The organism is Streptomyces sp. NPDC008317 (genome assembly GCF_042955955.1).
Lineage (GTDB): Bacteria > Actinomycetota > Actinomycetes > Streptomycetales > Streptomycetaceae > Actinacidiphila.
This window is the reverse complement of record NZ_JBIBFQ010000002.1, coordinates 539,711-552,673: the sequence shown is the minus strand read 5'-3', so window position 1 is coordinate 552,673 and position 12,963 is coordinate 539,711. Positions and strand designations below refer to the sequence as shown.

11 protein-coding genes are annotated in these 12,963 nt (G+C 72.7%); 5 read left to right on the top strand and 6 right to left on the bottom strand.

Going from position 1 to position 12,963, the window contains the following annotated elements; genetic code table 11:
- Nucleotides 1–48: 48 nt before the first annotated feature.
- On the top strand, nucleotides 49–762 hold the full coding sequence (gene npdG, locus ACFY9V_RS07460) for an NADPH-dependent F420 reductase (protein WP_355334512.1): 714 nt from the start codon (nucleotides 49–51) through the stop codon (nucleotides 760–762).
- A 169-nt stretch (nucleotides 763–931) separates the two neighbouring features.
- Entirely contained in the window at nucleotides 932–1,135 is a 204-nt protein-coding gene (locus ACFY9V_RS07455; protein ID WP_355334509.1) for a hypothetical protein, read from the top strand.
- Nucleotides 1,136–1,137: 2 nt separating this feature from the next.
- On the opposite strand, the gene ACFY9V_RS07450 is transcribed toward ACFY9V_RS07455, so the two are convergent.
- A complete protein-coding gene (locus ACFY9V_RS07450) occupies nucleotides 1,138–1,929 on the bottom strand; it encodes a site-2 protease family protein (protein ID WP_391160037.1) in 792 nt (263 codons plus the stop codon).
- A gap of 342 nt (nucleotides 1,930–2,271) precedes the next feature.
- Between ACFY9V_RS07450 and ACFY9V_RS07445 the strand changes: the two genes are divergently transcribed.
- Nucleotides 2,272–5,991, top strand: a complete 3,720-nt coding sequence (locus ACFY9V_RS07445; RefSeq protein ID WP_391160035.1) for a BTAD domain-containing putative transcriptional regulator — start codon at nucleotides 2,272–2,274, stop codon at nucleotides 5,989–5,991.
- Nucleotides 5,992–6,024: 33 nt separating this feature from the next.
- Here ACFY9V_RS07445 and ACFY9V_RS07440 read toward each other — a convergent pair whose 3' ends face one another.
- The 5 genes from ACFY9V_RS07440 to panB all read right to left on the bottom strand — a co-directional run bounded on the left by ACFY9V_RS07440 (nucleotide 6,025) and on the right by panB (nucleotide 10,472).
- Nucleotides 6,025–6,858, bottom strand: a complete 834-nt coding sequence (locus ACFY9V_RS07440) for an ABC transporter permease (RefSeq protein ID WP_188280623.1) — start codon at nucleotides 6,856–6,858, stop codon at nucleotides 6,025–6,027.
- A complete protein-coding gene (locus tag ACFY9V_RS07435) occupies nucleotides 6,855–7,907 on the bottom strand; it encodes an ATP-binding cassette domain-containing protein (RefSeq protein ID WP_355334499.1) in 1,053 nt (350 codons plus the stop codon). Before ACFY9V_RS07435 ends, ACFY9V_RS07440 begins: the two co-directional genes overlap by 4 nt.
- Before the next feature lie 121 nt (nucleotides 7,908–8,028).
- Complete coding sequence (locus ACFY9V_RS07430; protein WP_391160031.1) at nucleotides 8,029–8,706, bottom strand: zf-HC2 domain-containing protein; 678 nt, start codon at nucleotides 8,704–8,706, stop codon at nucleotides 8,029–8,031.
- Nucleotides 8,703–9,329 carry a sigma-70 family RNA polymerase sigma factor gene (locus ACFY9V_RS07425; protein ID WP_355334493.1) on the bottom strand — a complete coding sequence of 209 codons (627 nt, stop codon included), beginning with the start codon at nucleotides 9,327–9,329 and terminating at the stop codon, nucleotides 8,703–8,705. The genes ACFY9V_RS07430 and ACFY9V_RS07425 overlap by 4 nt, the downstream gene beginning before the upstream one ends.
- Nucleotides 9,330–9,548: 219 nt before the next feature.
- Nucleotides 9,549–10,472, bottom strand: coding sequence for a 3-methyl-2-oxobutanoate hydroxymethyltransferase (panB, locus tag ACFY9V_RS07420; RefSeq protein ID WP_391160029.1), 924 nt, complete (start codon nucleotides 10,470–10,472; stop codon nucleotides 9,549–9,551).
- A gap of 160 nt (nucleotides 10,473–10,632) precedes the next feature.
- Between panB and ACFY9V_RS07415 the strand changes: the two genes are divergently transcribed.
- Both ACFY9V_RS07415 and ACFY9V_RS07410 read left to right on the top strand, forming a co-directional pair.
- Nucleotides 10,633–12,234, top strand: a complete 1,602-nt coding sequence (locus ACFY9V_RS07415) for a DHA2 family efflux MFS transporter permease subunit (RefSeq protein WP_391043728.1) — start codon at nucleotides 10,633–10,635, stop codon at nucleotides 12,232–12,234.
- Nucleotides 12,231–12,848 (top strand): TetR/AcrR family transcriptional regulator C-terminal ligand-binding domain-containing protein, encoded by a 618-nt coding sequence (locus tag ACFY9V_RS07410; RefSeq protein WP_391160027.1) that lies wholly within the window; start codon nucleotides 12,231–12,233, stop codon nucleotides 12,846–12,848. Before ACFY9V_RS07415 ends, ACFY9V_RS07410 begins: the two co-directional genes overlap by 4 nt.
- Nucleotides 12,849–12,963 lie beyond the last annotated feature (115 nt).

Here is a 12,963-nt window from a genome sequence, read left to right as displayed (position 1 = left end):
GCCACCGAACGCCGTCGAACACCGCCCGCACCTGGCAGGATCGCCGGTATGACTACCCCTGAGGACGTGAAGACCCCGGCCAAGGCACCGGCCAAGGACCCCTGGGAGCTGCCCGACGTGTCGGGCCTGGTGGTGGGAGTGCTCGGCGGCACCGGTGACCAGGGCCGCGGGCTCGCCTACCGGCTGGCCAGGTCGGGCCAGAAGGTCGTCATCGGCTCCCGCAACGCCGAGCGCGCGCAGACCGCCGCCGCCGAACTCGGCCTCGGCGTCGAGGGCGCGGACAACGCGGAGTGCGCCCGCCGCAGCGACATCGTGATCGTCGCGGTGCCGTGGGACGGCCACGCCAAGACCCTGGAGTCACTGCGCGAGGAACTGGCGGGCAAGCTCGTCGTGGACTGCGTCAACCCGCTCGGTTTCGACAAGCAGGGCGCGTACGCCCTCAAGCCCGACGAGGGCAGCGCCGCCCAGCAGGCCGCCGCCCTGCTCCCGGACTCGCGGGTCACCGCCGCCTTCCACCACCTGTCGGCGGTGCTGCTCCAGGACCCGGAGATCGCGGAGATCGACACCGATGTGATGGTCCTCGGCGAGGCCCGCGCCGACACCGACATCGTCCAGGCGCTCGCCGCCCGTATCCCCGGCATGCGCGGTGTCTTCGCGGGCCGGCTGCGCAACGCCCACCAGGTCGAGTCGCTGGTCGCCAACCTCATCTCGGTCAACCGCCGTTACAAGGCCCACGCGGGCCTGCGCCTCACCGACGTCTGAGCCGCATCGAGCCGTAGCCGCGCCGCATCCGAGCCGTAGCCGAGCCGGCCACACGGGCCGGCCACGCGAGCCGTACGTCCGAGACGTACGAGCCCGTCCCGAGCGGTCCGGGGCATGGGGGACAATGGCGGACGACCGTACGCGTCCGCCCGGACAGGAGCCGCACCCCATGCCCCGCCTCGCCCTCTACGCCCTCATCGCGTGCCTGCTCGCCGTCGCCGCCGCGGTGGTGTCCTTCGCGCACGGCAGCTTCCTGGGCATCGTGTGGGTGCTGCTCGCCGGGCTGACCAGCAACATGTGCTGGTACTACTTCCGCAAGGCGAAGATGGACGCCGCCGCTGCCGCCGACGCGACGGGCCAGCCGCAGAGCTGACGTCACTTCCGCCAGAACTGGAACAGCGTGTAGCCGTAGTCCACGTAGTCGCGCGGCACGTGCAGCCAGCCCATCACGGTGTCGATGGCGTGGAAGAACTTCACGTTCACCGCCGGGATCCACAGCACACCGAAGACCGCCAGCAGGCCGAACTGTGAGAAGGGCTCGAACTGGCGGCGGGCGGCGGGCGAGAGCCACGGCTCGATGATGCCGTAGCCGTCCAGGCCCGGGACCGGCAGCAGGTTCAGGATCGCGGCGGTCACCTGGAGCATCGCCAGGAAGGCGAGCGCGCACAGGAACTCGGTCGGCCAGGAGTCCAGCGCGCCGAGCGCGAACGGCAGCATCAGCAGCACCGCGAAGGCGACGTTGACCAGCGGGCCCGCCGCCGAGATGAGGCTGTGCCGCCAGCGCCCCTGGATGCGGCCGCGCTCGATGAAGACGGCCCCGCCGGGCAGGCCGATGCCGCCCAGGATCACGAAGACCACCGGCAGCACGATGGACAGCAGCGCGTGCGTGTACTTCAGCGGGTTGAGGGTCAGATAGCCCTTCGCGCCGATGGAGATGTCACCGCTGTGCAGGGCGCTGCGGGCGTGCGCGTATTCGTGCAGACATAGGGAGACGACCCAGCCGGACACGACGAACAGGAAGACCGCGAAGCCGTGGTCGGAGGCGAACTGGCTCCACACCGCCCAGCCGGACACGGCCATCACCGCGACGATGGCGAGGAAGACCGGGCTGATCCTCCGGTCGCTGTCGCCGCGACGGTCGGCCCTGCGGATCGATGTGACGCTCATGGACGGGCTCCTGGCGTGGGCGGTGGGGCGCTGAGGCTACGGGAGGTCGTGCGCGGGCCCGGCGGCCCGACGGTGGGGGACCGACGGTGGTGGGGACGGACGCGGCCTGAGGCAGCCGCCCGATCATGCCATCCGGGACGGAAACGACACAGGCCGTGCCCGGGAAACGTCCGGCGGCGTGACCAGGTTCCAACGCCGCGTCACCCCGGGCCACCGCTGTACGGAGGCGCGCGAGCGGACGCCACGCCTCCGCCCCCGCGTGGACCGTACGCCCTCGCCGCCGCGGGCGGACCGGGGCCGACCGGGGCGCGGTGACCGTGCGGGCTCCGTAACAATGGGGCCGTGCGATACGCGATTCTCGGCACCACCCAGGCTCTGCGCGACGACGGCACGCCCGCCGCACTGGCGGGCGGTCGGCTGCGCGCGCTGCTGACGGCGCTCGCACTGCGGCCCGGCCGGGTGATCGGCGCGGACGCGCTCATCGACGAGGTGTGGGACGGCGACCCGCCCGCCGGGGCGACCGGCGCGCTGCAAGCGCTGATCGGTCGGCTGCGCCGGGCCATCGGCCATGACGCGGTCGGCTCGGTCGACGGCGGCTACCGGCTGGAGGCGGTGCCCGAGGACGTGGATCTCTACCGGTTCGAGCGGCTGGCCGACGAGGGGGCGCGGGCGCTGGCCGACGGCGACCCGGTCAAGGCCGCCGGGCTGCTCGGCGACGCGCTCGCGTTGTGGCGCGGGGCCGCGCTCGCGGACCTGCCCGACCGGGGCACGGCCGCCGTCCGCAGCGAGGCGCTGCGCCGGGACGCCCAGCGGCAGCGGCTCACCGCGGAACTGGCCCTCGGCAGGGCAGGTCCGATCCTCCCCGAGCTGGCGGAGCTGGCCGCCGCGCACCCCCTGGACGAGCCGCTGCGCGCCCTCCACATCCGCGCCCTGCGCGCCGCGGGCCGTACCGCCGACGCCCTGGCCGCGTACGAGGCGGTCCGCCGTGATCTCGCCGACCAGCTCGGCGCCGACCCCAGCCCCGAACTGCGCGCCCTGCACGCGGAACTGCTGAACCCCCCGCCGCTGCCGGGTGACCGTCCGGTCGGGACTCCGCCCGGCCCGGGCGGTTCCGCGGCCGGAAGGGCGCAGAGCCGGGCCCGCGGCACCCGAACGCCCACCCCCGGATCCGACACCCGCGGCCCGACCGCGGCCCCCGGCCCACGCCCGGCCGATCACGGACAGGTCGGCCAGGACCACCGGACCGGACCCGCTTCGGGCGGAGACGGGCAGGGCGGCCCGGCCGAGTACGGCCCCGGCGGGGCCGTCATGGGCGCCGCCGCGGGCGAGGCGGCTGACGGCGGTGCGTTCGGGCGTCGGGGCGCGGCCGTTGCGGGCGGGGCCCGGCCCGTACCGGGGAACGCCCGCGCGCGGCTGACCAGCTTCGTCGGCCGCGAGGCCGACCTGGCCGCGGTGCGCGGCGACCTGTCGCGCGCCCGGCTCGTCACGCTCACCGGACCCGGCGGCACGGGCAAGACGCGGCTGTCGCAGGAGGCCGGTGACCTGGTGGCGCCGCGCTGGAAGGACGGCGTCTGGTACGTCGAACTGGCGCCGGTCAGCGATCCGCGGACGGTGCCCGAGGCGGTGATCAGCTCGCTGGGGCTGCGCGAGACGCTGCTGCACTCCGGCAGTGCCACCGAGGCCGCGCTGTCCGTCGAGACCAAGACCAAGGACCCGGCCCGGCAGCTCACCGACTACTGCGCGAGCCGCGAGCTGCTGCTGGTGCTGGACAACTGCGAGCACGTGATCGGCGCCGCCGCGACCCTGACCGAACAGCTCCTCGCGCACTGCCCGGGCGTCTCGGTGCTCGCCACCAGCCGCGAACCCCTGGGCGTGCCGGGCGAGTTGGTACGGCCGCTGGACCCGCTGCCGGATCCGACGGCGCTGCGGCTGCTCGCCGACCGGGGCGCGGCGGCCAGGCCCGGCTTCTCGGTGGACGAGGATCCGGTGGCCTGCGCCGAGCTGTGCCGCCGCCTGGACGGGCTGCCGCTGGCCATCGAGCTGGCCGCGGCCCGGCTGCGCAGTCTCTCGCCGCGCCAGCTCGCCGACCGCCTCGACGACCGCTTCCGCCTCCTGACCGGCGGCAGCCGTACGCTGCTGCCCCGCCAGCAGACGCTGCGCGCCGTCGTGGACTGGAGCTGGGACCTGCTGGACCCGGCCGAACGCGTCCTGCTCCGCCGCCTGGCCGTCTTCCGCGGCGGCTGGACCCTGGAGGCCGTCGAGGCGATCTGCCCGGACCCCGAAGGGGCCGGCCCCGCGGAAGCCGGCCCGGCGAAAGCGGCGGACGGCGCCCGCGAGGGCGTCCGCATCGACGCCGTCGACGCCGCGGCGCTGCTCGCCTCCCTGGTCGACAAGTCCCTCGTGCTGGCCGACCTCACCGACGACGGCGTACGCCACCGGATGCTGGAGACGATCTCGGAGTACGCGACCGAGCGCCTGGAGGAGTCCGGCGAGCGCGCGGCCGTCGAGCGGCGGCACCTCACGTACTTCAGGGAGTACGTGCGCACCGCCGACCCGATGCTGCGCGGCGCGGGGCGCGGTCAGCACCGGGGCGCGGGCGAGGAGGGCGTGGGCCAACTCGTATGGCTGGAACGGCTGGAGCGCGAGCACGAGAATCTGCGGGCCGCGCTGCGCCGGGCGGTGGAGACCGGCGACGAGCAGGACGCGCTGCTGCTGGTGCTGAGCTGCTGCTGGTTCTGGGAGGTCCGCAACTACCAGTCGGAGCGCCGCCATTGGCCCGCGGCGGTGGCCGCGATGGGTCCCGACCCGTTCGAGACGCCGCCCGCCCTCGAACCGCTGGACCGCGGTCCGCTGGACGATCCGCCGCCGCTGGAGGGCGAGCGGCTGCTGGAGGCCAGGCGCTGGGTGCGGATCGAGGACATGGCGTCCATGCAGGGCGAGACCGACTGGTGGGAGCACCCGAAGCTGGCCCGTATCGGCCGCGCGCTGATAGAGACCTACCCGCCGCATCTGCCGCAGTCCGCCCGCTTCCCCGGCATCCTGCGGCCCTACGGCGCCTTCTTCTCCGGCGACTTCTCCCGGCTCGGCCCGCTGATGGACGAGACCGTGGAGAGCTGCCGCGTCCACGGGCGGCAGTGGGAGCTGGCCTTCGCGCTGCAACTGCGCGCGAAGATCAACAACGACATCAGTGAACGGCTCGCCGACGCGCTGGCCGACATCGCGGAGAGCCGCGGGCTCTTCCAGCGGCTCGGTGACGAGTGGGGCACCGCGGAGACGCTGTCCGCCGAGGCGGAGGCGGCCTCCAACGGCGGTGAGTGGGCGCGCGCCGCGCAATGCTGCCGCGAGGGCATCGCGCTGGCCCGCAAGATCGGCTCCCACCAGCACGTACCGGTGCTCACCGTCCGGATGGGCGAGGCGCTGTTCCACTCGGGCGAGGAGGACGAGGGCGAGCGGCTGCTGCGCGAGGGGGTCGCGGACGCCGACAAGTACGCGGCGGCCAGCGAGGGCGCGGGCTTCTTCGGCCGGGTGCTGCTCGCCCAGGTGCTCAGCCGCCGCGGCAGGTTCGACGAGGCGCTGGAGCTGATCGACGACGCCCTCGACGCGACGGTCCGCCACGCCAACGGTGTGCCCGGCTTCATCAAGGGGCTGCTGCACGCCATGCGCGGCTCCCTGATCGGCCGGGCCGGCGACCCGGAGACCGGGCTGCGGCTGATCGACGACGGTGTCGCGGAGCTCAGCCGCCACCCGCTGGCCACCGTCATCACCCCGCGGCTGGCGATCATGCTCTCGCCCGGGGTGGTGGATCTGCTGACGATGCTCGCCACCGCCGACGGCGCCGACCAGGAGCGCGCGCTGCGCAGGGCGCGCCGCGCGGTGGCGCTGCTCAACGCCAACGGCCGCCTGCGGCCGTCCGTGATGGCCCCGGCCGAGCGGCAGGACATGGAGCAGGCGGAGGGCCGGCTGCGGGAGTTGCTCACCGACGCCGGGTACGAGGCCGCGTACGCGGAGAGCGACGGCCTCACCCTGGAGGAGGCCGTCGCTCTCATGCGTGACGTGGACTGACGCGAACCGGTGCCGGGTGGCCCGGCGGCCGGGTCAGGTCTTCTTGCGGAAGCGCGCCACCGCCAGCGGCATCGTCACCGCGGTGATGCCGACCGACCAGGCCAGCGTGATCAGCACCGGGTGGGTGACCGAGCCGCCGTTGATCAGTCCGCGGGCCGCGTCGGCCAGGTTGGACAGCGGGTTGACCTTGGTGAAGCCCTCCAGCCAGCCGGGCATGGTGGTCGGCGGCGCGAAGATCGAGCTGCCGAACTGAAGGGGCATCAGCACCAGCATGGCGACGCCCTGGACCGCCTGGGGCGTCTTCATGGCCAGGCCCAGCAGGATGAAGATCCACATCAGGGAGGCGCCGAACACCGCCGACAGGGCGATGGCCCCGAACAGGTGCAGGACATCGGTGTGGATGGACAGGCCGAGCGCGAAGCCCATGCCCAGCAGGATCGCGATGGCGATCATCATCCGGCCCATCTCGACGACGATCTTCGCGATGAGCACCGAGGACCGCGCGATCGGCATCGTGCGGAAGCGGTCCATGACCCCCTTGCGGAAGTCGTCGTTGACCCCGCTGCCGACGGCCATGGAGATGTTCATGCCCATCATGGCCATCAGGCCGGGGATCACGTAGTTCACGTACTCCTGCTGGTTGCCCTTGCCCGCCACCGCGCCGCCGAAGACGTACACGAACAGCAGGGTGAAGATGACGGGCATCAGGACCGCGTCGAACATCGACTCCGGGTCCTGCTTGATCTGGAGCATGTTGCGGCGCGCGAGCGCGCCGATGTGCCGGAGGTTGGCCCGCAGGCCGATCCGTCCCTCGCCGGTGGCCGCTGCCTTCGCGGGCGCGGTGACCGTCGCCGTAGCCGCGCTCATGCCGCGACCTCCACTTCGTTCTTGTCGTCGATCCGGGTGTCCTCGTCCGGCCGGGCGTCGGGCTGGCCCGCGCCGTCGTCGGACTTCTTGCCGGTGATGGCGAGGAAGACCTCGTCCAGGCTGGGCAGGTGGGTGCCGATGTGCGCGATGGAGAAACCGCGGGTGCCCAGCAGGCCGACCACGGCGGTCAGTTGCTCGTCGCTGAGGATCGGCACGCTCACCACGCCGTCCTCGCGGTCGGCGGTGGCACCCGCCACCCCGTCGAGTCCGGCGCCGGAGATGGCCTCGGCCATCGCCGCCACCATCGAGGGCTCGCTCGGCCGGATCACCAGGGTGCGCCCGCCGACCTTCGCCTTCAGCTCCTCCACCCGGCCGTTGGCGATCACCCGGCCGCGGTCGATGACCGTCAGCTCGTTGGCGAGCTGCTCGGCCTCCTCCATGTACTGGGTGGTGAGCAGGACGGTCGCGCCCTCGGAGACCATCCGCTGGACCTCGGCCCACACCTCGTTGCGGGTGCGGGGGTCCAGGCCGGTGGTCGGCTCGTCCAGGTAGAGCACCGCCGGGTTGCCGATCATGCTGGCCGCCAGGTCGAGGCGGCGGCGCATGCCGCCCGAGTACTCCTGGGCCGGGCGCTTGGCGGCCTCGGTGAGCGAGAAGCGCTCCAGCAGCTCGTTGGCGCGGGCTTTGGCGTCCTTGCCGGACAGGTCGAGCAGCCGCCCGATCATGTACAGGTTCTCCCGGCCGGACAGCTTCTCGTCCACCGAGGCGTACTGGCCGGTCAGGCCGATCACCCGGCGGAGCTGCCGGGGCTGCTTGAGCACGTCGTATCCGGCGACCCACGCCGAGCCCGCGTCGGGCTGGACCAGCGTGGACAGCACGCGCACCAGGGTGGTCTTGCCCGCTCCGTTCGGGCCGAGCACGCCGAGTACGGTGCCCTGGCGGACATCGAGGTCCACCCCGTCGAGGGCCTTGGTCTCACCGTAGTGCTTGACCAGACCCCGTACCTCTACGGCGGAGTGCCCGCCGCCGTCAGTCAGTCGCTTCGTCATGCCGACAACAATGGCGGGCGCCGCTGACACCGCGCCGACATCGCGCCGACAGCCGGGGACCGACCGTATCGGTGGCGTGTCAGCGACCTGTCAGCGACCGGTCACCGATCGGTCGGTAACGCTAGAGCGGCACGCTGACCAGCAGTGTTCCGTCCGCCGCCCGGATCTCGAAGCGGCTGATCGAGTCCTTGTGCAGTCCTGCGGCGCCGTGCACGGTCAGCGGTCGCGGCTGGGCGTCCGTGCCGTAACCGGTCTCCGGCACCGCCCAGGTGGCCACCGTCTGGCCGTTGCCGTCCAGCGCGACCGCGACCAGGCGGCACGTCTGCGGGCCGCGTACGCCCGTCAGCCGCAGGTCCACCACGCTGCCCCAGCCCTTGTCCGCGATGCCGACGGTCGCCCTGACGCCGGTCTCCGGGTTGGTCGCGGAGCGCTGGTCGGACGCGAAGGCCCCGGCGGCCGGGCGCCCGCCGCCGTCGTCGGTGGCCAGCACCGCGACCAGCGGTCCGCCGACCGCCAGCACCGCCACGGCGGCCACCGCGGCCAGCCGCCGCCGCTTGCGCGCCCCGCGCTCGCGCGCCACCTGGTCCAGCAGCCGCCCGAGCATCGCGTCACCGCCGGGCGGGTGCGCGAAGGCGACGCCGTCCTCGCGCATCTCGTGGAGCACCGGCAGCAGCCCGCTCAGCTCGTCCAGCTCCCGGCCGCAGCTCTCGCACTCGGCCAGGTGCTCCTCGAAGCGGGTCATCTCCGCTTCGTCCAGCGCCCCGAGCAGATAGGCGCCCACATCGACGTGCGGTGTCATGAAGTGGTCACCCCTCTCTCCTCCAGCGCGTTCCGCAGGGCCCGCAGCGCGTAGAACACCCGCGACCGTACGGTGCCCTGCGGCAGTCCCAGTTCGTCCGCCGCCTCGTTGACCGTACGGCCGCGGAAGTATGTCTCGACCAGCACCTCGCGGTGCGCGTCCGACAGGTCCCGCAGGGCGTCGGAGATGGTCATCAGCCGCAGCGACCGTTCCAGCTCGTCCCTGGCGGGGAGCAGGTCGAGCGCGGCGGGCGAGGTCTCCGGCGGCCGGGAGCCGCGGCTGCGGTGGCCGTCGATCACGATCCGCCGGGCCACCGTCACCAGCCAGGGCCGCAGTGAACGGGCCGCCGGGTCGAGCTTGGCCGCGCTCTTCCAGGCCCGCAGCAGCGTCTCCTGCACCACGTCCTCGGCCAGGAACCGGTCGCCCGCGACGAGCCGCAGCACATAGGCGTAGAGCGCGCCCGCGTGCTCGCGGTACAGCGCCCGCATCAGCTCCTCCTCCGGAGCCGACACCGGCGGTTCCGGCGGTTCCGGCGGCCCGGGGGCGCCGGGAGGTGGTCCGTCCACGGCGGCATCCTGCCGTACCCGCTGCCGTGGGTCGAGTTCGCCCGTGCCGGGACCCATGCCGACCTCCTCCCGTTCCGCGCCGCTCCCCTCCCGTATACGGACGCCGGGCCCGGATGACTCAGGCCGTTCCGGACAAAACCGTTCCGGACGGGAACGCGGGCAAGAACGCGGGCAGGAACGCGGGCAGGTTTTCGGACGGAAACGAGAAGGGCGGCGCACCCGGGAGAACCGGGGCGCCGCCCTGCGCTGACGGGCGCGGGGATCAGGGGAAGGGGATCAGTGGAAGGTGTGCTCCTCGGCGGGGAAGGCGCCGCCCACGACGTCCTCGGCGAAGGACTTGGCGGCGTCGCCGAGCACGCGGCGCAGATCGGCGTACTGCTTGGTGAAGCGCGGCACCTTGCCGCCGGTGAGCCCGGCCATGTCGGTCCAGACCAGCACCTGGGCGTCGGTGTCGGGGCCCGCCCCGATGCCGATGGTGGGGATCTGGAGCGAGCGGGTGACCTCGGCCGCCACCTCGGCGGGGACGAGTTCGAGGACGACGGCGAAGGCGCCGGCCTCCTGCGCGGCCTTAGCGTCCTGGACGAGCCGGTGGGCGGCCTCGTCGCCGCGGCCCTGCACGCGGTAGCCCATGGTGTTCACGGACTGCGGGGTCAGGCCCAGGTGCGCCATGACCGGGATACCGGCCCGGACGATCGCCTCGGTCTGGGCCAGGGAGCGCTCGCCGCCCTCCAGCTTGACCGCGCCGACCCCGGCCTCCTTGATCAGCCGGGTGGCGCTGCGCAGGGCCTGCACGGGACCTTCCTGGTACGCGCCGAAGGTCAGGTCGCCGACGATCAGCGCGCGGCTGGTGCCGCGTACGACGGCGGAGGCCAGGATCGTCATCTCGTCCATGGTGACCGGGACGGTGGTCTCGTAGCCGAGGTGACAGTTGCCCATCGAGTCGCCGACCAGCATGACCGGGATACCGGCCTCGTCGAAGACCGACGCGGTCATCGCGTCGTAGGCGGTGAGCATGGGCCACTTCTCGCCGCGCTCCTTGGCCAGGGCCAGGTCGCGGACGGTGATACGACGGGTGCCGGTGCCCCCGTAGAGCGCCTTGGGGTGGTCGGCGGGCTGGGCGCCGGACGTGCCGGTCGCGGTCGTGCCCTGGCCGGCCTGGGAGTCACGGCCCTGCGCGCGGGCAGCCGAAAGCTGCGTCATGGTGACGGCTCCTTCAGTCATCTCGAGGCGCCCTGACGGCGTCCCCGGATCCCTTCCATGCTGGCACGGCTCGCCCGGTCCGGAAAGAGGGGGCACGTTTTTGCCGCCCCTTTACGATACGAGACGGGATCGTATCGAATAAGACCTTAGGCTGACCCTCATGGCCGACAACTCGATAACCGCCCCGCCGTCCCACGTGCCGGAGGCGATCCACCGCCGCCGCTGGGCGATTCTCACCGTGCTGCTGTTCAGCCTCCTCGTGGTGGTGCTGGACAACTCGATCCTCAACGTGGCGATGAAGACCATCGCCCAGCCCTCACCCACCGGCCTCGGCGCCTCGCAGAGCCAGCTCGAATGGGCGATCAACTCCTACACCCTGGTCTTCGCGGGCCTGCTGTTCACCGCCGGCCTGCTCGGCGACCGCCTCGGCCGCAAGAAGGTCCTGCTCTTCGGCATGGTCGTGTTCGGCGCCGGCTCCGCGCTGTCCGCGTTCTCCGGCTCCGCGGGCGAACTGATCGGCTACCGCGCGGTGATGGGCCTCGGCGGCGCCTTCATCATGCCCGCCACCCTGGCGATCATCATGAACGTCTTCGAGCGCAAGGAGCAGCCCAAGGCGATCGGCATCTGGACCGGCGTGGTCGGCCTCGCCATCGCCATCGGCCCGATCACCGGCGGCGCGCTGCTCGAACACTTCTGGTGGGGCTCGGTCTTCCTGATCAACGTGCCGATCGTGATCGCCGCGCTCATCGCCATGTTCATCCTGGTGCCCGACTCGCGCGACCCGCGCCCCGGCCGCCTCGACCCGGTCGGTGTGGTGCTCTCCATCGTCGGCCTGGTCCTGCTGATCTACGGCATCATCAAGGGCGGCCAGTTCGGCGACTTCACCAAGCCCGAGGTGTGGGCCACGATCGTCGGCGGCCTCGTCGTCCTCGGCGCCTTCGTGCTGTTCGAGAAGCGCAGCGACCACCCGGCCTTCGACGTCACCTACTTCAAGGACCGCCGCTTCTCCGCCTCCGTCGCGGCCATCGGCCTGGTCTTCTTCGCCCTGATGGGCGTCACCTTCTTCATCGTCTTCTACACCCAGACCGTGCGCGGCTACAGCCCGCTCAAGACCGGTCTGCTGCTGCTCCCGCTGGCCGCCGCGCAGATGGTCTTCGCGCCGCGCGCCCGGCTGGTGGTCGACCGCTTCGGGGCGCGCGCGGTGTGCACCGCGGGCCTGACCCTCACCGCGATCTCCTTCCTCGGCTTCCTGCTGCTCGGCCAGTCCACGCCGATCTGGGTGCTGGAAGTGCTGTTCTTCCTGATGGGTACGGCGATGGCGCACGTCATGCCGCCCGCCACCGTCATGATCATGTCGTCGCTGCCGCGCGAGAAGGCGGGCTCCGGGTCCGCGGTCAACAACACCTTCCGGCAGGTCGGCGGCGCGATCGGCGTCGCGGTCCTCGGCTCGGTGCTGTCCACCGTCTACCGCAACGGCATCGACGACCACCTCGACGTCCTGCCCGCCGGCGCGCGGCACTCGGCGGGGGAGTCCATCCAGGCCACCATCGGGATCGCGGAGAAGCTCGGCCCCAAGGGCCAGTCGCTGATCCAGCCCGCGAACGACGCCTTCATCCACGCCATGCACATCACCGCCGCGTGCTCGGCCGCCGTCGCCCTGGTCGGCGCCGTCGTCACCCTGGTCTTCCTGCCCGCCAAGGAGCGGGTCGGACAGGCGCCCGACGCCGCGGCGGAGCCGGAGAAGGTGGGTGCCGAGCAGTGATCGACCCTCCCAGTACGTCGGCCGCGCGGCGCGGTCGCCCGCGCTCCGCGGCCGTCGACGGCGCGGTCATCGAGACCGTGCTGCGGCTGATCGCCGAGGGCACCTCGCTGTCCGAGCTGTCCATCGAGGGCATCGCGAGGGAGGCCGGGGTCGGCAAGGCCACGGTCTACCGCCGCTGGCCGGGCAAGGAGGCGCTGCTGATCGACGTGCTCGCCACGGTCGACTCCCACCCGCTGCCCGAACTGCCCGGCACGTCCTTCCGTGACGACCTGATCGTCGCGGTCGAGTCGATACGGCGGCGCGGTGTGGCCAAGCGGGAGTCCGCGCTGATGCGGACGATGCTGACCGAGGCGCAGAGCAGCCCCGATCTGTGGCGCTGCTACCACGACACGGTCATCGCCACCCGCCGTGAGGCGCTGGCCCAACTGCTGCGGCGCGGCATGGCCGACGGCGACATCCGGCCGGAACTGGGCAGGGACGTCGAGCTGCTGGTCGACTTCGTGACCGGACCGATGCTGGCGCGCTCCACGCTCCGGCCGGACGCCGAACTGTCGCCCGACCTCACCGAACGGCTGGTCGATCTGCTGCTCGACGGGATGCGCCCACGCGGCTGACCAGCGGCGGGGCGTACGGGAGTACACGGGGGCGCGGGGGATCTCCACCGCGCCCCCCACATATGTCCTCCGTGTCCCCGTCGTGTCACAGGTGGGGCCGATGCGGTGGGTGAAG

Bases quoted from the DNA above. Each gene is read 5' to 3' on its own strand.
- ACFY9V_RS07440 (WP_188280623.1), bottom strand. From the start codon at position 6,858: ATGAGCGCGGCTACGGCGACGGTCACCGCGCCCGCGAAGGCAGCGGCC.
- ACFY9V_RS07435 (WP_355334499.1), bottom strand. From the start codon at position 7,907: ATGACGAAGCGACTGACTGACGGCGGCGGGCACTCCGCCGTAGAGGTA.
- ACFY9V_RS07455 (WP_355334509.1), top strand. From the start codon at position 932: ATGCCCCGCCTCGCCCTCTACGCCCTCATCGCGTGCCTGCTCGCCGTC.
- ACFY9V_RS07415 (WP_391043728.1), top strand. From the start codon at position 10,633: ATGGCCGACAACTCGATAACCGCCCCGCCGTCCCACGTGCCGGAGGCG.
- ACFY9V_RS07425 (WP_355334493.1), bottom strand. From the start codon at position 9,329: ATGGGTCCCGGCACGGGCGAACTCGACCCACGGCAGCGGGTACGGCAG.
- ACFY9V_RS07450 (WP_391160037.1), bottom strand. From the start codon at position 1,929: ATGAGCGTCACATCGATCCGCAGGGCCGACCGTCGCGGCGACAGCGAC.
- ACFY9V_RS07430 (WP_391160031.1), bottom strand. From the start codon at position 8,706: ATGACACCGCACGTCGATGTGGGCGCCTATCTGCTCGGGGCGCTGGAC.
- npdG (WP_355334512.1), top strand. From the start codon at position 49: ATGACTACCCCTGAGGACGTGAAGACCCCGGCCAAGGCACCGGCCAAG.
- panB (WP_391160029.1), bottom strand. From the start codon at position 10,472: ATGACGCAGCTTTCGGCTGCCCGCGCGCAGGGCCGTGACTCCCAGGCC.